This is a genomic window from Actinoplanes solisilvae, from assembly GCF_003999975.1.
Lineage (GTDB): Bacteria > Actinomycetota > Actinomycetes > Mycobacteriales > Micromonosporaceae > Actinoplanes > Actinoplanes solisilvae.
Genome location: NZ_RJAC01000001.1, coordinates 645,261 through 661,297 on the forward strand (window position 1 = coordinate 645,261; position 16,037 = coordinate 661,297).

The window sequence follows — 16,037 nt, forward strand, 5'->3', positions numbered from 1 at the left end:
GGCACCGACCATGACGACACGGCGACAGTTTGGCCACAAGCCGGCAACGACGCCAAGGGGGTGCGACGATGCGGGCCAGAAGACAGCGGGTCAGCCGCTCCGATTACCTCAGCGACGCGCTGACATTGCTCAGCGGCTGGACACGAGACGGAGTTCAGCTCAAGCGCGAGCTGGCATGTGACGACAGTCAGCATGCCGCATTGACGGAACGGATCAAGGTGGCGGCGGACACACTTCGCATACGCCCCAGCATCCGGCGCACCGACGGTCACACTCAGATCTGCCTGGGTGACCGCGACGGCGATGCCATCACTGACGGTGAGGTGACTCTCGCTGCGCGGATCGAGGATTTCTACCGAACGGTGACCGGCCCGACGGGCCACCAGTGACTCCACCGGCATAGCCCATGATCGCTACGCTCTCGGCCATGAGCGAAGTGATTTTCGACAGCAAGGGTCAGCTCCAGCAGATCGAGAGCGGTCTGCTCGAGGGCGAGCAGATCATCGCTGTCTACGACGCGATCGGCGCCGGCACCGGTTTCCTCGGCCTGACCAACCGCCGCGTCATCGTCCAGGACAAGTCTTTCGTCGGTAAGCGGGTCGCGATCACCAGCATCCCGTACTCCAAGGTCAGCAGCGTCAGCGTGGTCAGCAACAAGAGCTGGGCCGGCGAGTTCTTCTCGACCGGCACGATCGCCATCACGGTCGGCACGCACATCTACGAGGTCGAGTTCCGCGGCACGGAGAAGACCCACCACGCGCACAACGTGATCCTGCACTACGCGAGTTAACCCCCGAGCACGCGCGTGGGCGGCGGAGATCCGGTCCGCGGCCCACCGCTGCCGCTCGGTCAGCGCATCAGCATCGTGCACGCGTCGGTGGTGTCCAGCACCAGATCAGCGGCGATGTCGACGGCCAGGCGCAACCTCAGCGGGTCGCCCTCCAGCGCGGCGAACGCCTGGTCGACCCGCTCGGCGAACTGTTGCGGGGCACCGGCCAGGGCGGCGGTCGCGGCCACCGCACCCTTCTCGTTGATCAGCCAGCGCCCGGCCGCTCCGTGCAGGGCATGCGCGCACACGCCGACCAACCGGAAGAGACAACCGGCCACGCACGCGGTGTCGGATCGGGCGATTCCCTTGCGCGCGAGCGTCACCAGGAAGTCGGCCTCCCACAGCCCCGCGACCAGGGCCTGGGCCAGTGCGGGCGGATAGGTCCGCAGGCGTTCGCGGAGCGCGCCCAGCTCGCCGGCCGGGTCACTCAGGACAAGACCGAGAGCAACTTCCCCGGCGTACGCATGGGACGCGAACCCGAGCGGGTGGCCGGCCTGCATGTGAAAGGCGTAGCGCCCGTGCTCCGCGTCGTCACACACAGCCCGTACGCGGTCAAGGTCGCGATAGATGAAGTCGAGCGCTCCACCGTCGACCGTGAGCCACCCGCCCCCGTCGACCCACGGCCCCCAGCCGCCGGGCTCGGTGAGCTGCCCGGACTCCCCCGCGAAGGCGCGAGCCACCACGCCGAGGCGATCCACGTCGAGCGGCGCGCGGTAATAGATGCCCAGGTCGGTGTCGGACTCCGGGGTGTGCGTGCCCCGGGCCCGGCTGCCGCCCAGCGCGACCGCCACGACGCCGGGCACCCGGGCGACCTCGGCGGCGATCTCGGCGAGACGCGCGTCGCTCAGCCCCACCGGCGTGCCTCGATCAGCACCCTGGTGGCGTACGAGACGAACTTGCCCTTCACGGTGATCTCCTCATGCACGTCTCGCAGCCGGTCGCGGTACCTCTCGATTGTGAAGCCGGGCACCGTCCAGACCACCTTGCGCAGGAAGTGCGCCACCGCGGCGATGTCATAGAACTCGGCGCGCAGGCGCTCCCCCCGTACGCGAAGAACCTCGAACCCGGCTGCCTCGGCCTCGGCCGCGATCTGCTCGGGGTGGCGGCCCTCGGGCGGCGGAAGTGGACCCATCATCGCCTCGGACAGCTCACGGTTGCTGCCGGCGCCGATCTGCTGGGACAGGAAGATCCCGCCGGGCCGCAGCACCCGCGCCGTCTCGGCCCACCCGGTGTGCACCGGATGGCGGCTGACCACCAGGTCGAACGTGCCGTCGCGGAACGGCAGCCCGGCCGTCTCGGCAACCGCGACCACGTTTCCGCCCAGATTCTTCCTCGCGACCGCGAGATTCGGCGGCCACGACTCGACCGCGGCGACCAGCCCGGGTTCGCGGCCGGCTTGCGAGAGTGCGTACGCGAACACCTCGCCCCCGCCGGTCTGCACGTCGAGCGCCGCTTCGGCGTGGGCCAGACGTGCGGCGACCAGGCCGGCGTAACCCCAGGAGGGCCGCTGCTCGGTCGCGCGGCCGGCGAACCAGGAGAAGTCCCAGCCTTCGAGGGGGACGGCTGCGGCCTCGTCGAGCAGCGCGTTGAAGGTAGTCACCCGCGAAGTCTGGCCAGCCGCTACCGGCGGCCGCAATGCATTTGCGGGAGTTCGCCCAGGGCTTCCACGTCGAGCAACTCGATGTCCTGGTCGAGCACGGTGACCGAGCCGCCGAGCGCGACCGCACTCTCCGGCTGCCGCTCCGTCGGGCAGCCGTCGCGGCCGAGCGGCACGCACAGACGCAGACGCTTGCCGCAGTCCCGGTCTCCCCGGCGGGCGCCGAATGCGACCACCCGGTCCTGCGGTTCCTTGGTGACCGTGATGTCCATCAGCCTGCGGTCGGTCTCCTGGCCGTCGGTGACCGTCACCAGGTAGCGCAGGGTCTCCTCGCCGGGCGTGCCCGCACTCTGGACCTTCTTGGTGCCGCGCGGCAGGTCCGGGTCGCGCACCAGGCGGGTCTGGAAGGGCACTTCCCGCTTCTCGTACTCGGTGCGCGTGGTCAGCGCGGACGGCACCACACTGTCCCGGGGCACGACCTGGCGTACGGGGGCGGGCGCGGCGGCGTGCGGCGGCGCTTTCGCCGGGCGGCGGGGCTCGCGCGTGGCTGTCCTGTCGGCCTGATTCGACGTACGGGGTGCGGTGGCGCCCGGGTCGAAGCCGGGCTGGGCGACCGCGCGCCTCGGTGCGGGCGCTCCGGCCTGGCCCCCGGCTGCTGTTCCGGCCGGCGGCGGCTCCTCGGCGGCGGCCTGGCCGACCGCCGTGACGATGCGGGGCGCGTCCGGGCCGTCCTTGGTCAGCGCGACGACCCCGGCCGCGGCACTGCCGAGCACGATGAGCAGAGCACTGGTGCCGGCCACCATCCGTACGGTGAAGGGCAGCCGGGCCCACCAAGACTTTCGTGGCATTTCGAGCAGTTGCTGCCAAGAGTCACTAGTTGTCTGGTTTTGCACCCAAGCATTGTGCAGCGCGAGGCCCCGGACGCAACCATCCGGGGCCTCGTGGCGTTTTTGATCTATTCAGGTTTCAGCTTGCCCTGCTGGATGCTCAGGCGGCCTTGCGGAGCGGCTCGAGGGCCTTGCTCCACGCGACGGTCTGGTCGAGCACGGTGTTCAGGGCCTGCACCTGGTAGTCGTTCGGCAGGAACTTGCTGAAGTTCTCGAAGTCGTTCATGAGCGACAGCAGAACCTGGGCGCGGACGTCGGCCAGCTGGAGCTCGGCCGAGATCAGACGCAGGTGCTCGACGGCGCGAGCGCCACCGACCGAGCCGTAGCCGACGAAGCCGACGGCCTTGTTGTTCCACTCCTTGTACAGGAAGTCGATCGCGTTCTTCAGGGCACCGGACGTGGAGTGGTTGTACTCCGGGGTCACGATGATGAAGCCGTCGAACGAGTCGATCTTCTGCGCCCACTCGAGGGTGTGCGGCTTGCTGTACATGTCCATCGACGGCGGCACGGCCTCGTCGAGGTGGGGCAGGTTGTAGTCGAGCAGGTCGACCAGCTCGTACTCGGCGTCGGAACGCTTGGACGCGATGTCCAGGACCCACTTGGCAACGGCCTCACCGTTACGACCGGGGCGGGTGCTGCCGAGGATAATTCCGATCTTGGTCATCGGGGGGCTCTCTTCCTAGCTGTCTTGCTACCTGTGCGCTGTGTCCTTGCGCTCTAACTTGCTTTGTCAAACAACTATTCCCACAAGTTCGGCCTACGATCAACCTCATGTCCGCCACATCACCTGACCCGGCCGTGCTGCCGCCGGGCCTCACCGCACTCACCGCCCCGGAGGAGGCGGTCATCCGCGCGCTCGGCCGCATGCTGGTCGTTCTTCCCCGGGTCATGAACGCTGACCTGGAAAAAGACCGTCGCATGTCGCTCAGCGAATACACCGTTCTGCGACACCTCTCCGAGTCGCCGGACGACCGCATGCGGATGAGCGAACTGGCCCAGGCCTGTGACATGTCGCTCAGCGGCATGACCCGGCTGGCCGCCAAACTGGAATCCCTCGGCTACCTCGAGCGCGTCAAATGCGACGAGGACGCCCGCGGCTGGAACGCCGTACTGACCGACGCGGGCCTCGCCCGCCTGCGCGAGGCCTGGCCCAGTCACCTGGCCAGCGTCCGCCGGCACGTCTTCGACCACCTCGGCGACCTCGACCTCGACCAGCTCGCCGGCGTTCTCAACAAGATCGCCAGCGACGCCGAGGGCCGATGATCACCATCGAGGAGCGCCGCTGGGACGACGACGCGGGCGCCGCCCTGCGCGCCGCCCAGCGGGCCGAGCTCGACCAGCGCTACGGCAGCGACGACCACGAGCCCGGCTCGCCGCCGTCCGCCGACGACATCGACCTCTTCCTGGTGGCGCTCGACCCCTCGGGACACGCCGTGGGCTGCGGAGCCCTCCGGCGCCTCGACAAGGCCAGCGCCGAGATAAAGCGCATGTACGTGACCCCGGCCAGCCGTGGCACCGGCATCGCGAGCGCGCTTCTGCGCGCCCTGGAGGACGCGGCGGCGAACCGGGGCTGGACGACCCTGAGACTGGAGACCGGAACGGCCCAGCCCGACGCGATCCGCTTCTACGAGCGCGAGGGTTATCGGGAGATCCCGCTCTACGGGCCGTACGTGGGGTCGACGCTCTCGCTCTGCTACGAACGAACGCTGTGAGACGGACGGTCGCCGGACACTCCCCCGGCGGTCGCCCTACCGGCGGCGCCAGACTGAGAAGCGGCCCTTGTCGCTGGCCAGCAGAAGCTCGTAGCCGTACCTCTGACCGTCCCAGTTGATCTTCTGGTCGGGGTAGTAGCGGCCGACCACGACGTCGAAGTCGCCCGGCTGCGTGTCGTCGTCGAGCAGCGTGAACTCGGTCCAGTGCACGTCGTGGTAGAGGACGTAGTAGGCCTCGTTGGAGATTCTCGGCGTGAAGGCGACCGAGTCACCGGGGCCGACGCCGATCTTCTCGAGGTTCACCGGCAGGGTGTAGCGGTTGGCGAGCGGCTGAATCACCCGATCGCGCATCACCGACATCGTCACGACGTTCGCCAGCACCACCAGCGCGAGCAACGGGATCATCAGCCGGCGTACGCCCACGAGGGCCACGAAGACGATCAAGCCGGTCAGGCCGATCGCGGCACCGACATAGGGCCGCATCGAGCTGAAGCCGCCCGTGATGGTGATGAAGTCCGGGCCACCGAACGCGCCGTAGCCCAGCCTGTTCCCACGTTCGGCGACGTAGTCGAGCCGGTACGCGATCACGACACCGCCGCCGAGGAGGATCAGCGCGGGCAGGACCGCGTACTTCAGGCGCGTACGCAGCCTGGTGCCGGCCAGCACGGCGAAGCCGAACAAGATCCAGAACGGGACGAAGACCTGCACGTAGCGCGAGTAGATCGCGTCGGCCCGGGTGTCGAGCAGACCGGCCAGGACCACGGCCGCCGCGAGGGTGACGCCGAGCGTGCTGAGGACCGCCACGGCCGAGGTCCCGCGGAACGCCCGGTCACGCGTCGGCCGGAACAACTCGAGGGCGCTGACCGCCCAGGCGATGCCGGCCAGACCGCCGGTCACCACGCACATGTACCAGATGTTGGTGCCGGCCGAGGAGAGGAGAACCGTGAGGCGCTGGCCGTCGGTGAGGATCTCGGTGGTGCCGCCGCCGACGATGTCGCCGCGCAGGTGGACCTTGTCGCCGACCAGGGAGATCACGGCCTGGTTCAGAACAACGGCCACCGCCACGGGCAGCGCGGCCCAGCCGACAACGCCCCAGCTCGCGCGTCGCCGGAACAGCATCCAGGCCAGCAACGCGCCGAGGACGACGGTGAGGATCGTGCCGCGGATGTGGATCAGGTAGAGCGCGCCGGTCAACGCGCCGGTGGCGATCGCCGCGATCCTGCGGTGCGGATCAGTGAGCCACCAGTGGATCGCCAGGAACCAGCCCAGCAGGACCGGCGCCATGATCGAGTCGGTGATGCCGGTCAGCGACCAGAAGACGCCGGCCGGCATCGAGGCCGAGACGAACGCGGCGGCGATCGCGATCCAGGTCTTCAGCCCGAACATCCGGCGGGCCAGCAGATAAGCCACCGGCAGCGTCAGGGCACTGATCAGGGCGTTGACGACTTGGACGATCTTGTACGACGTCACGAAGTCGAGGCCGAACAAAAAGGCGGGCGAGACGAGCAGTGGGTAGCCGATGCGGCGCAGCAGCGGCGTCTCCGAACTGAAGCCGCCCGGACCGCCGGCGATCGCCCGCGCCGCGTTCAGGTAACTGTCCTCATCGGCGTGCGCGATGGGGTGAGTGATCTGATGGCCGAGCCAGAGCCGCCACACCACTCCGGCGAGCCAGCCCACGGCCAAGACGGTGATGACCAGCCATCGGGTGCGGCCGTGGCGCTTTTCCGGTGCCACCGCCAGGGCTTGCGGGATCGGCATGACCTCAGTCGCCATGGTGATCGTTTTCTTCCTGCCTGAATGGGCGGACCGCTGGGCATCGGCAGACGGCCGGAGATGCCGGCCACGCGACCGTCCGAGGTGCCGGTGGCTACGTCACTAACTGATCGGCGACACGGTAGCAACGGGCTGGTAGCCCTCAGTTACGCTGCGCACACACCCGGACAACCACAGTGGGTATTTGCTTCGTCCACTGTCACTCACCCGAAGGACAACGGGAACCGAGTGGGGGTTGCTCTCGCTCGACCCCTTGCGGCCCGCATCATACAGTAGGGTCCGCTCGTTGAAGGGACGGGGATAGCGGGGGATATCAATGAGGCTTATTTTCGTGACGGCGACGACCGGGCTCATCATGCTGGTCGGCATCTTCGAACTGCTGCGACGACGGCAACTGCGCGAGAAGTACGGTGCATTGTGGCTGCTGGTGGCACTTGCGGTGCTTCCGCTGTCGTTCGTTCCGACGCTGCTCGACGGGCTGTCCTCGTTTCTCGGTATCGCGTCCGGATTGAGCCTCTTCCTCTTCCTGAGCATCGCCTTCCTGCTCGCGGTGGCCGCGCATCTCTCCTGGGAGAGCAGCCGCCTCGAGGAGGAAACCCGCAGCCTGTCCGAAGAAATCGCTCTACTTAGGGCGGATGTGGCCGAACTGCAGGAGTTGCGCGAGGGAGCGAAAACGCCGTGACCGCGACCGCCGACCGCACCCTGACGATCCTGCCCGCGTGGAACGAGGCCGAGTCCATCGCCGCGGTCATCAAGGAGCTTCAGCACGAGATCCCCGGCATGGACATCCTGGTCGTCGACGACTGCTCCGGCGACGCGACCGCCCTGGTCGCGCGGGAAGCAGGCGCGAAGGTCGTCCGGCTGCCCTACAACCTCGGGGTCGGCGGCGCCCGCAGGCTCGGCTACCGGTACGCCGTCGAGCACGGCTACGAGGTCGCCGTGCAAATGGACGCCGACGGGCAGCACGACCCTCGGTACATCCGCGACATGGTGCTGGCCCTGAACACCGCCGACCTCGTCATCGGCGCCCGGTTCGCCGGCGAGGGCGAATACCAGGTCAGGGGCCCGCGGCAGTGGGCGATGAAGCTGCTGTCGAAGGCGCTGTCGGCGATCGCCCGTACGCGGCTGACCGACACGACCTCGGGCTTCCGGGCCTGCCGCGGCGAGCTGATCAACTTTTACTCACGCAACTTCCCGGTCGAATACCTGGGCGACACGGTCGACACGATCGTGCAGGCGAGGCGATCCGGCTACGTGATCAGACAGGTCCCGGTCTCGATGCGCCCCCGCCAGGGCGGCACCCCCAGCGCCTCCCCGGTGAAGTCGATGATCTACCTGCTCCGCTCCGGGCTCGCCCTGCTCCTGGCCCTGGTCCGCCGTTGACAACCGGCGTAGAGCTGGGCCGGGCCGCCCTGCGCGTGACTCGCAGCAGCGGCTTCCGGTTCCTGATCGTCGGAGGCACCAGCGTCGTCGTGGACGCGGGCCTGCTGTGGGTGCTGCACGGAGTGTTCGGCCTGTGGCTCTCCCCGGCGACCGCGCTGGCCTTCCTGACCGGCTTCGTCGTCAACTTCGTCCTGAACCGCCAGTGGGCCTTCTCGTCGTCATCCTCCGACGGCCGGCTGCACCACCAGCTCGCCCGATATCTGGCCCTGGTCGCCGCGAACCTGCTGGTCACCGTGCTGCTGGTCAAGGCCCTGACCGCGCTCGGACTGATGTACCTGATCGCCAAGATCCTCACCACCGCCGTCCTCTCGACGGCGAACTACTTCGTCTCCCGCAAGTACGTCTTCGTCTGACGCCGCTTAATTCGTCCTATGTGGCGGGTGTTCACTGGTCTAATCGCGGGGTGAACGACAAGTCTTCGCCCAGTGAGCCGCTGACGTGGGGCGTCGCGGCCACCGTGAGCCGGGATGCCTTCGTGCGGCAGCGGGCGGGCCGGAAACGACCGGGCACACGGCACTTCGTTCCGGGCGCCAAAATCTGGGTGCTGCCCGTCATCTGGGGCGACGGTGGCGACCAACGCTACGTGGTCGGCACCCGTCGCGGCACCGGGGGCCGCAGCCTCATCCGGCTCGTGATGAACACCGACTACCTGGTGAACTACCGGGTCAGACCGGTCTACAGCCCGAAGCTCTACGCGGCGATGGGGCAACCCGGCGGGCCGAGGCTCTACCCGTCCCGGGAAGAAGCCGGCGAGGTGGTGCGATGGTGGAAGTGGGAGCGGACCCGCATGCCGCATCTTCTGCTCCAGGAACGGCCGGGCGAGATGCACAACGCCGACGAGACGTGCGAGTTCTGCGACGGGCGCGACGCCGCCCGGGCCGGCGTCGGGGTCGAAGGCAACCCGTACACCGAGCCGTCGCACGCCCCGGCCGGCACGGTCGACTGGTGGTCCACCGATCACGGCATGTGGCAATCCGGGTGGCTCACCGAGACGCACCGCGTTGTCGTGCACCGGCTCAGCGATCTGGGCCTGCAGCACATCGCCCTCGATCGCCGCAGGATGCGGGCCCGGGCGGAGTCGACGGCTCGGACCGTGGTCGGCCGGACCGTCGCCGAGCTGGAGGCGGACGGCCTCGGCCGCAACCGCCTCAGATTCATCCGCGGCGACTACCAGCCCCGCGTGATGGACGGCATCGTGCACGCCTGGCTCGACGAGACCGACCGGGTGATCCGGACCCAGGCCGGCTGACCGGCCTGGCCGGGCGGCGCGATTCAGTCCGACGGGAGGTATCTGGCCAGTTCGCGGCGGAGGCGGCGGGGGCCGGGCCAGACCTCGCTGAGGTCGGCGGTGAAGGACGGGCCCTCGGGAGTCTCGGCCATGACCGGAGGGCCGACCTCCTCGCCCTGCACCGGGTGCACACGGTCGAAGTCGACCGGTGTCACCTCCAGCACGTTCTTGAAGGCCTCGCGGCGCACGGTCACGTGCTGAATGTCGGTCCAGGCCAGCAGGACCGGGTCGCTGTCCTGGGCGGCGAGCTCGAGGCCGCCGGACGAGATGCGCACCCACGTGGTCAGCGAGGCCCGCGTCGAATAGGCGTAGGCGCCCGCCGCGAGCGCCCCGATCGCCGCGGCTTGGAACCCGGTCTGCCACCACGGCTGCCCCGTCCCGTCGCTCAGCAGAGCCACGATCGGCGACACCAGCGCGAACGAGAACATCAGCAGCACGAAGATCACGAGGAACGACCGCATCGGCGACGACCGGAACAGCACGGCGTCGCGCGCGGGCGCCTCGACCTGCTCGGGCGCGATCGGCATGCCTTCATGCTGCCCTGCCGCAGGCCCCGGCTCCGGCAGTTTCGCCAGAGCCGGAGCCCGATTGTCTGAACGCGGCGCTGAGGAACGCGGCCCGGGTCGCGCTTTCGCGGGCCCGGGTCGCGCTTTCGCGGGCCCGGGTCGCGCTTTCGCGGGACCGGGTCGTGCTGAGCGGGTCGGATCAGAACGCGCAGGCGATTACCAACTCCGGGGTGCGGCCGGGCAGCGTGTCGAGCTTGGCGATGCGCCCGGCCGATTTCAGGTCGCTCTCGACCAGGGCCAGGCGGTCCAGCAGCTCGGCCGGACCGAGCGCCTCGGCCAGCGGCACCTCGGCCTTCATCGACAGCTTGCGGTCAGATTTGGCCCGCCGCACCTGCCGCAGCGCCTCGCCGGCCAGGTCGAGCAGTCCGGCGTCGCCCTCGCCGGCGACCCGGGTCAGCTCGTAGACGGTCGGCCAGGTCGACTTGTGCACCGAGCCGTATCGCCACCACGACCAGACCTCTTCGGTGACGTAGGGCAGGAACGGCGCGAACAACCGCAGCAACACCGACAGCCCGGCCGCCAGCGCCGCCCGGGCCGAGTCGGCCGCGGGACCGGACGCGTAGGCCCGCTCCTTGACCAGCTCGATGTAGTCGTCGCAGAACGTCCAGAAGAACGCCTCGGTCGCCTGCAGCGCGTCGGTGTGGTCGTAGCGGTCGAACGCCTCGGTCGCCGTGGTCACGACCGTCGCGAGCCGGGCCAGCATCGCCCGGTCGAGCGGCTCGGTGACCGGCTGCCGCAGCGCCTCGCCCGCGCCCAGCCCGAGCGCGAACTTCGACGCGTTGAGCAGCTTGGTCGCCAGCCGCCGGCCGACCTTGATCTGGGCCGGGTCGAAGGCCAGGTCGGCGCCGGGCCGCCCGTTGGCCGCCCAGTAGCGCACGGCGTCGGACCCGTTCTGCACCAGCAGGTCCATCGGGGTGACGACGTTGCCCTTGGACTTCGACATCTTCTTGCGGTCGGGATCGAGGATCCAGCCGGAGAGGACGGCCGTGCTCCACGGCAGCACGTCGCTCTCGAGGTGGGAACGCAGGACGGTCGAGAACAGCCAGGTCCGGATGATCTCTTGGCCTTGCGGTCGCAGGTCCATCGGGAAGACGCGCTGGTAGAGATCGTCGTCGCCGTGCCAGCCACCGACGACCTGCGGGGTCAGCGACGACGTGGCCCAGGTGTCCATGACGTCGGGGTCGGCGGTGAAGCCACCCGGAACGTCGCGCTGGGACTCGTCGAAGCCCGGCGGACACTCCGAGGACGGGTCCACCGGCAACGCGGATTCGTCCGGTATGAGAAGCTTTGCGTAGTCCGGTTCGCCAGCGTTGTCGAGCCGGTACCACACCGGAATGGGCACGCCGAAGAAGCGCTGCCGACTGACCAGCCAGTCGCCGGTCAGACCGTTGACCCAGTGCTCATAGCGGTGGCGCATGTGGTCGGGGAACCACTTGAGCTCCCGCCCGCGGGCGATCAGCTGCTCGCGCAGCTCGGGCTCGCGGCCGCCGTTGCGGAAGAACCACTGCCGGCTGGTAACGATCTCGAGCGGCGAGTCGCCCCGCTCGTAGAACTTGACCGGATGCACAATCGGCGTCGGCTCGCCCAGCAGGTCACCGGTCTCGGTGAGGATGCGGACGATCTCGCGCCGGGCCGCGTTGACGGTCAGCCCGGCGAAGTCGCGATAGGCCGCCTCGGAGACCCCGGCCGGGCGGTCGGGCAGGAACCGGCCGTCGCGCCCGAGCACGACGCGGGTCTCGAGCTGCAGGTCACGCCACCAGGTGACGTCGGTGAGGTCGCCGAACGTGCAGACCATCGCGATGCCCGTGCCCTTGTCGGCCGAGGCCATCGGGTGGGCATAGACCGGAACCTCGACGTCGAAATAAGGGGTGCGGACGCTGGTCAGACCGGCGTAGCGCTCGTCGCCCGGGTGGAAGACCAGCGCGACGCACGCCGGCAGCAGCTCGGGGCGGGTCGTGTCGACCTCGATCGGACCGTCGGGGCCATGGAACCGCAGCCGGTGGTAGGCGCCGGGCTTGTCGCGATCTTCCAGCTCGGCCTGCGCGACCGCGGTGCGGAAGCCGATGTCCCACAGGGTCGGGGCCTCGGCCGTGTAGGCCTCGCCGCGAGCGAGGTTGTCGAGGAACGCGCGCTGCGAGACGGCCTGGGACCGGCGGCCGATCGTCGTGTAGGTCATGTCCCAGTCGACCGACAACCCGAGGTGCCGCCAGAGTGCCTCGAACGCCTTCTCGTCCTCGACGGTCAGCCGCCCGCACAGCTCGACGAAGTTGCGCCGGGAGATGGCCAGCGCCTGCTTCGGCGGCTCGGCCGGCGGCTGCCAGTCGGGGTCGTAGGGCAGCGCGGGGTCGCAGCGGACGCCGTAGACGATCTGGACCCTGCGCTCGGTCGGAAGACCGTTGTCGTCCCAGCCCATCGGGTAGAAGACGGTCTTGCCGCGCATGCGCTGGAACCGCGCGACCGTGTCGGTGTGGGTGTAGGAGAAGACGTGCCCCATGTGCAGCTCGCCCGATACGGTCGGCGGAGGCGTGTCGATCGCGTATACATCCGAGCGCTCCTTCGAGCGGTCGAACGCGTACGTGCCCTCCTCCTGCCAGGTGCGCGCCCATTTGTCCTCGAGGCCGTCGAGCGACGGCCGCTCGGGGAGACCGGCGCGCCCGGTCGTTCCCGTATCAGTCATGGCGCAAATGCTACGGCCGGGCGCGGACATCGACCTGCTATTAACCTCACGGCGCCGCCTCGAAGTCGAGCAGCCGCCGCTTCACCGGCAGGCCCCAGCGGTAACCACCGAGCGACCCGTCGAGGCGCAGCACGCGGTGGCACGGGGTGAAAAGCGCGACCGGGTTGCGCGCGCACGCGGCGGCCGCTGCCCGGACAGCCGCGGGACGGCCGGAGAGCCGGGCGAACTCCGAATAGGTCACCGGAGCACCGGGTTTGATCTCACGCATGACCTGCCAGGCGTGGCGCATGTAGTCGCCGCCGCTGTATTGCTCGACCACGACGGCGCCGAGAGCGGCCTTGTCACCGTCGAAATAGGACCGTAGATGATCCGTGACCGGGCCCACATCGTCGGCCGGCTCGGCCGGGGCCAGCAGGGCGGGATGGATGAGCTCGGTGAGCTCGCTCACCTCGGCGGTGAAACCGGAGGCGCGAACGGCGCCGGAGTCGCTCACGACGACCGTGAACGGGCCGGCCGGGGTGGTGAAGGTGCGGTATTTCAACATCACGTCCTCCAGGGGTTGGCCCACAGCCTGGCCCGTCGCGGGCGGCCGTGGGAAAGATCTTGTCGGGCTGTGGACAACTAGGCCGCGCGCCACAGACGAACGAGGGCGTAGGAGCGCCACGGCCGCCACCTCTCGGCGTACGAGGAAAGGGCCTTTGGGCTGCTGGGAAGGCCGAGCGCGGCGGCGCCGCGACGAACGGCCAGGTCGGTGGGGAGAAAGACGTCGGGGTCGCCGATCGCGCGCATCGCGACGTAGCCCGCTGTCCACAGGCCGATCCCCGGGATCTCCTGAAGCCGGGCTACCGTCTCGTCGCGGTCGGCGCCCGGGTCGAGGTCGATCTTGCCGTCGGCCACCGCGTTCGCCAGCTGGCGAATCGTCTCGCGCCGGGCTGCCGGCATGCCGAACGCGCTGTCCGGCAGGTCGGCGACCTCGGCTGCCGACGGGAAGCCGACGAGATCGTCCGAGTTCCGAAAGGGGCGGATCATGCGAGTCAGGGTCGTGCGAGCACCGGCGACGCTGACCTGCTGCCCGACGATCGCGCGCACCGCCATCTCGAAGCCGTCCACCGAGCGCGGCACCCGCACGCCCGGCTCGGCCAGCACCATGTCCCTCAGCGCGGGGTCGGCGGCCAGCGTCGCGTCGACCGCCTCGGGGTCGGCGTCGAGGTCGAAGAGCCGCCGGCAGCGGGCCACGGCCGGCGCGAGATCGCGCACGTCGCTGAGCCGCAGCGTCGCCGAGACCCAGCGGTCGGCCGGCGTGAGCGCGGCGGTGGCGCTCCCGTGCGGCAGGTTCAGACCCCGGCGGTACGTGTTACCCGCGCGCTCCTCCACCCCCGGGAGTGCCCGCGTCTCGAGGAAGTCGAGCAGCGCCGGCGCGTGGAGCGGCGAACGATAGGCCAGCCGCAGGTTGATCGTGCCCGCCTCGCCCCGAGAGGCCGGACGCCGTTCGCGCAGCCCGCTCGGGGCCTGGGCATAGACCTCGAGAATCGTGTCGTTGAACTGCCGTACGCTGCCGAAACCCGCGGCGAAGGCGATCTCGGAGAGACCCAGGTCGGTCGTCTCGATGAGGATGCGGGCGGTCTGGGCCCGCTGGGCACGGGCCAGAGCCAGCGGACCGGCGCCGAGCTCCGCGGTGAGCAGGCGGTTGAGGTGCCGCTCGGTGTAGCCCAGACGGCTCGCCAGGCCGGGCACGCCCTCACGGTCGACGATGCCGTCGCCGATCAGCCGCATCGCCCGCCCGACCAGATCGGCCCGCACGTCCCACTCCGGTGATCCGGGGGCGGCGTCGGGCCGGCAGCGCTTGCAGGCGCGGAAGCCGGCGCGCTGGGCGGCGGCCGCGCTCGGATAGAAGCGGACGTTCTCCCGCTTCGGCGTCATCGCCGGGCAGGACGGGCGGCAGTAGATTCCGGTGCTGGTCACCGCGGTGCAGAACCAGCCGTCGAAGCGCTGGTCCCGGCTGTCCACGGCCCGATAGCACCGTTCGAAGTCCAGTTCCATGACATCGAGTCTGCTCCGGCCCGACCCGCCATGGCTGGCGGAATTCGGACATGACCGTACGCCGGGCCCGTCACGGCGGAACGGCGTAAGTTCTTCCGCCCGCCGCTGCGTAGACTAACGATCCGTGAGCCTCACCATCGGAATCGTCGGCCTCCCGAACGTCGGCAAGAGCACCCTGTTCAACGCCCTGACCAAGAACGACGTGCTCGCCGCGAACTACCCGTTCGCGACGATCGAGCCGAACGTCGGCGTGGTCGGGCTGCCCGACGACCGGCTGGGCAAGCTCGCCGAGCTGTTCAACAGCGAAAAGGTCATTCCGGCGCCGGTGAGCTTCGTCGACATCGCCGGCCTGGTCCGTGGGGCGTCGAAGGGCCAGGGCCGCGGCAACGCGTTCCTCGCGAACATCCGCGACGCCACGGCGATCTGCCAGGTCGTGCGCGCGTTCTCCGACCCGAACGTCCTGCACGTCGACGGCAAGGTCTCCCCGGCCGACGACATCGAGACGATCAACACCGAGCTAATCCTGGCCGACCTGCAGACGGTCGAGAAGGCGCTGCCCCGCCTGCAGAAGGAAGCGAAGCTCAAGAAGGACCGCGCGCCCGCCGTGGCCGCCGCCGAAGCCGCGTTCAAGCTGCTCAACGACGGTGTCACGCTGCACTCCGGCGCCAAGGCCGCGGGCATCGACGTCGAGCTGCTCGGCGAGCTGCACCTGCTGACGACCAAGCCGTTCCTCTACGTCTTCAACGTCGACGAGGACGAGCTGGGCAACGAGGCCTTCCTCAACGAGATGCGCGCCCTCGTCGCCCCGGCCGAGGCGGTCTTCATGGACGCGAAGATCGAGTCCGAGCTGATCGACCTGCCCGCCGACGAGGCGCAGGAACTGCTGGAGTCGACCGGCCAGACCGAGCCGGGCCTCAACCAGCTCATCCGGGTCGGCTTCGACACGCTGGGCCTGCAGACCTACCTGACGGCCGGCCCGAAAGAGGCACGGGCCTGGGTGATCCCGGTCGGCGCCACCGCCCCCGAGGCGGCCGGCGTCATCCACAGCGACTTCCAGCGCGGCTTCATCAAGGCCGAGATCGTCAGCTACGACGACCTGATGGCCGCGGGCTCCATGTCGGCCGCCAAGGCCGCCGGCAAGGTCCGCATGGAGGGCAAGGACTACATCATGAAGGACGGCGACGTCGTCGAGTTCCGTTTCAACGTCTGATCCTGCCCTTGCGGG

Annotated in this window: 18 protein-coding genes; 9 read left to right on the forward strand and 9 right to left on the reverse strand. The window is 69.4% G+C overall.

What is annotated here, in order from left to right:
- Positions 1-68: 68 nt before the first annotated feature.
- Both EER30_RS03055 and EER30_RS03060 read left to right on the forward strand, forming a co-directional pair.
- On the forward strand, positions 69-389 hold the full coding sequence (locus EER30_RS03055; protein ID WP_127498004.1) for a 4a-hydroxytetrahydrobiopterin dehydratase: 321 nt from the start codon (positions 69-71) through the stop codon (positions 387-389).
- Positions 390-427: 38 nt separating this feature from the next.
- A complete protein-coding gene (locus tag EER30_RS03060; RefSeq protein WP_127498006.1) occupies positions 428-790 on the forward strand; it encodes a PH domain-containing protein in 363 nt (120 codons plus the stop codon).
- A 59-nt stretch (positions 791-849) separates the two neighbouring features.
- Here EER30_RS03060 and EER30_RS03065 read toward each other — a convergent pair whose 3' ends face one another.
- The 4 genes from EER30_RS03065 to EER30_RS03080 all read right to left on the reverse strand — a co-directional run bounded on the left by EER30_RS03065 (position 850) and on the right by EER30_RS03080 (position 3,977).
- Complete coding sequence (locus EER30_RS03065; protein ID WP_127498008.1) at positions 850-1,683, reverse strand: nucleotidyltransferase domain-containing protein; 834 nt, start codon at positions 1,681-1,683, stop codon at positions 850-852.
- Positions 1,674-2,429 carry a class I SAM-dependent methyltransferase gene (locus EER30_RS03070; RefSeq protein WP_127498010.1) on the reverse strand — a complete coding sequence of 252 codons (756 nt, stop codon included), beginning with the start codon at positions 2,427-2,429 and terminating at the stop codon, positions 1,674-1,676. The genes EER30_RS03065 and EER30_RS03070 overlap by 10 nt, the downstream gene beginning before the upstream one ends.
- A gap of 20 nt (positions 2,430-2,449) precedes the next feature.
- On the reverse strand, positions 2,450-3,274 hold the full coding sequence (locus EER30_RS03075) for a G5 domain-containing protein (protein WP_127498012.1): 825 nt from the start codon (positions 3,272-3,274) through the stop codon (positions 2,450-2,452).
- 139 nt (positions 3,275-3,413) lie between these two features.
- Positions 3,414-3,977 carry an NADPH-dependent FMN reductase gene (locus tag EER30_RS03080; RefSeq protein WP_127498014.1) on the reverse strand — a complete coding sequence of 188 codons (564 nt, stop codon included), beginning with the start codon at positions 3,975-3,977 and terminating at the stop codon, positions 3,414-3,416.
- Positions 3,978-4,084: 107 nt separating this feature from the next.
- Here EER30_RS03080 and EER30_RS03085 point away from each other — a divergent pair, with 107 nt between their 5' ends.
- Positions 4,085-4,576, forward strand: coding sequence for a MarR family winged helix-turn-helix transcriptional regulator (locus tag EER30_RS03085; protein WP_127498016.1), 492 nt, complete (start codon positions 4,085-4,087; stop codon positions 4,574-4,576).
- Positions 4,573-5,025 carry a GNAT family N-acetyltransferase gene (locus tag EER30_RS03090; RefSeq protein WP_127498018.1) on the forward strand — a complete coding sequence of 151 codons (453 nt, stop codon included), beginning with the start codon at positions 4,573-4,575 and terminating at the stop codon, positions 5,023-5,025. The genes EER30_RS03085 and EER30_RS03090 overlap by 4 nt, the downstream gene beginning before the upstream one ends.
- Before the next feature lie 36 nt (positions 5,026-5,061).
- On the opposite strand, the gene EER30_RS03095 is transcribed toward EER30_RS03090, so the two are convergent.
- Complete coding sequence (locus EER30_RS03095) at positions 5,062-6,798, reverse strand: hypothetical protein (RefSeq protein ID WP_127498020.1); 1,737 nt, start codon at positions 6,796-6,798, stop codon at positions 5,062-5,064.
- 331 nt (positions 6,799-7,129) lie between these two features.
- On the opposite strand from EER30_RS03095, the gene EER30_RS03100 reads away from it, so the two are divergent.
- From EER30_RS03100 to EER30_RS03115, 4 genes are read left to right on the forward strand one after another with little or no spacing between them, the layout of a single operon-like run.
- Positions 7,130-7,480: a DUF2304 domain-containing protein gene (locus tag EER30_RS03100; protein WP_240669721.1), complete on the forward strand. Its 351-nt coding sequence runs from the start codon at positions 7,130-7,132 to the stop codon at positions 7,478-7,480.
- Entirely contained in the window at positions 7,477-8,181 is a 705-nt protein-coding gene (locus tag EER30_RS03105) for a glycosyltransferase family 2 protein (protein ID WP_205650093.1), read from the forward strand. The genes EER30_RS03100 and EER30_RS03105 overlap by 4 nt, the downstream gene beginning before the upstream one ends.
- Positions 8,178-8,594: a GtrA family protein gene (locus EER30_RS03110; RefSeq protein WP_127498024.1), complete on the forward strand. Its 417-nt coding sequence runs from the start codon at positions 8,178-8,180 to the stop codon at positions 8,592-8,594. Before EER30_RS03105 ends, EER30_RS03110 begins: the two co-directional genes overlap by 4 nt.
- Before the next feature lie 50 nt (positions 8,595-8,644).
- On the forward strand, positions 8,645-9,490 hold the full coding sequence (locus EER30_RS03115; protein ID WP_127498026.1) for a hypothetical protein: 846 nt from the start codon (positions 8,645-8,647) through the stop codon (positions 9,488-9,490).
- A 23-nt stretch (positions 9,491-9,513) separates the two neighbouring features.
- On the opposite strand, the gene EER30_RS03120 is transcribed toward EER30_RS03115, so the two are convergent.
- The 4 genes from EER30_RS03120 to EER30_RS03135 all read right to left on the reverse strand — a co-directional run bounded on the left by EER30_RS03120 (position 9,514) and on the right by EER30_RS03135 (position 14,812).
- Positions 9,514-10,056, reverse strand: a complete 543-nt coding sequence (locus EER30_RS03120) for a hypothetical protein (protein WP_127498028.1) — start codon at positions 10,054-10,056, stop codon at positions 9,514-9,516.
- Between the two features lie 178 nt (positions 10,057-10,234).
- Positions 10,235-12,772, reverse strand: coding sequence for a valine--tRNA ligase (valS, locus tag EER30_RS03125; RefSeq protein ID WP_127498030.1), 2,538 nt, complete (start codon positions 12,770-12,772; stop codon positions 10,235-10,237).
- A 46-nt stretch (positions 12,773-12,818) separates the two neighbouring features.
- Positions 12,819-13,316: a methylated-DNA--[protein]-cysteine S-methyltransferase gene (locus EER30_RS03130; RefSeq protein ID WP_127498032.1), complete on the reverse strand. Its 498-nt coding sequence runs from the start codon at positions 13,314-13,316 to the stop codon at positions 12,819-12,821.
- A gap of 77 nt (positions 13,317-13,393) precedes the next feature.
- Positions 13,394-14,812, reverse strand: a complete 1,419-nt coding sequence (locus EER30_RS03135; RefSeq protein WP_127498034.1) for a DNA-3-methyladenine glycosylase 2 family protein — start codon at positions 14,810-14,812, stop codon at positions 13,394-13,396.
- A 124-nt stretch (positions 14,813-14,936) separates the two neighbouring features.
- Between EER30_RS03135 and ychF the strand changes: the two genes are divergently transcribed.
- The gene (gene ychF, locus EER30_RS03140; protein ID WP_127498036.1) at positions 14,937-16,022 is read left to right on the forward strand and encodes a redox-regulated ATPase YchF; all 1,086 of its coding nucleotides are present in this window, start codon (positions 14,937-14,939) and stop codon (positions 16,020-16,022) included.
- Positions 16,023-16,037 lie beyond the last annotated feature (15 nt).

Bases quoted from the DNA above. Each gene is read 5' to 3' on its own strand.
- EER30_RS03055 (WP_127498004.1), top strand. From the start codon at position 69: ATGCGGGCCAGAAGACAGCGGGTCAGCCGCTCCGATTACCTCAGCGAC.
- EER30_RS03060 (WP_127498006.1), top strand. From the start codon at position 428: ATGAGCGAAGTGATTTTCGACAGCAAGGGTCAGCTCCAGCAGATCGAG.
- EER30_RS03075 (WP_127498012.1), bottom strand. From the start codon at position 3,274: ATGCCACGAAAGTCTTGGTGGGCCCGGCTGCCCTTCACCGTACGGATG.
- EER30_RS03080 (WP_127498014.1), bottom strand. From the start codon at position 3,977: ATGACCAAGATCGGAATTATCCTCGGCAGCACCCGCCCCGGTCGTAAC.
- EER30_RS03085 (WP_127498016.1), top strand. From the start codon at position 4,085: ATGTCCGCCACATCACCTGACCCGGCCGTGCTGCCGCCGGGCCTCACC.
- EER30_RS03090 (WP_127498018.1), top strand. From the start codon at position 4,573: ATGATCACCATCGAGGAGCGCCGCTGGGACGACGACGCGGGCGCCGCC.
- EER30_RS03095 (WP_127498020.1), bottom strand. From the start codon at position 6,798: ATGGCGACTGAGGTCATGCCGATCCCGCAAGCCCTGGCGGTGGCACCG.
- EER30_RS03120 (WP_127498028.1), bottom strand. From the start codon at position 10,056: ATGCCGATCGCGCCCGAGCAGGTCGAGGCGCCCGCGCGCGACGCCGTG.
- valS (WP_127498030.1), bottom strand. From the start codon at position 12,772: ATGACTGATACGGGAACGACCGGGCGCGCCGGTCTCCCCGAGCGGCCG.
- EER30_RS03130 (WP_127498032.1), bottom strand. From the start codon at position 13,316: ATGTTGAAATACCGCACCTTCACCACCCCGGCCGGCCCGTTCACGGTC.
- EER30_RS03135 (WP_127498034.1), bottom strand. From the start codon at position 14,812: ATGGAACTGGACTTCGAACGGTGCTATCGGGCCGTGGACAGCCGGGAC.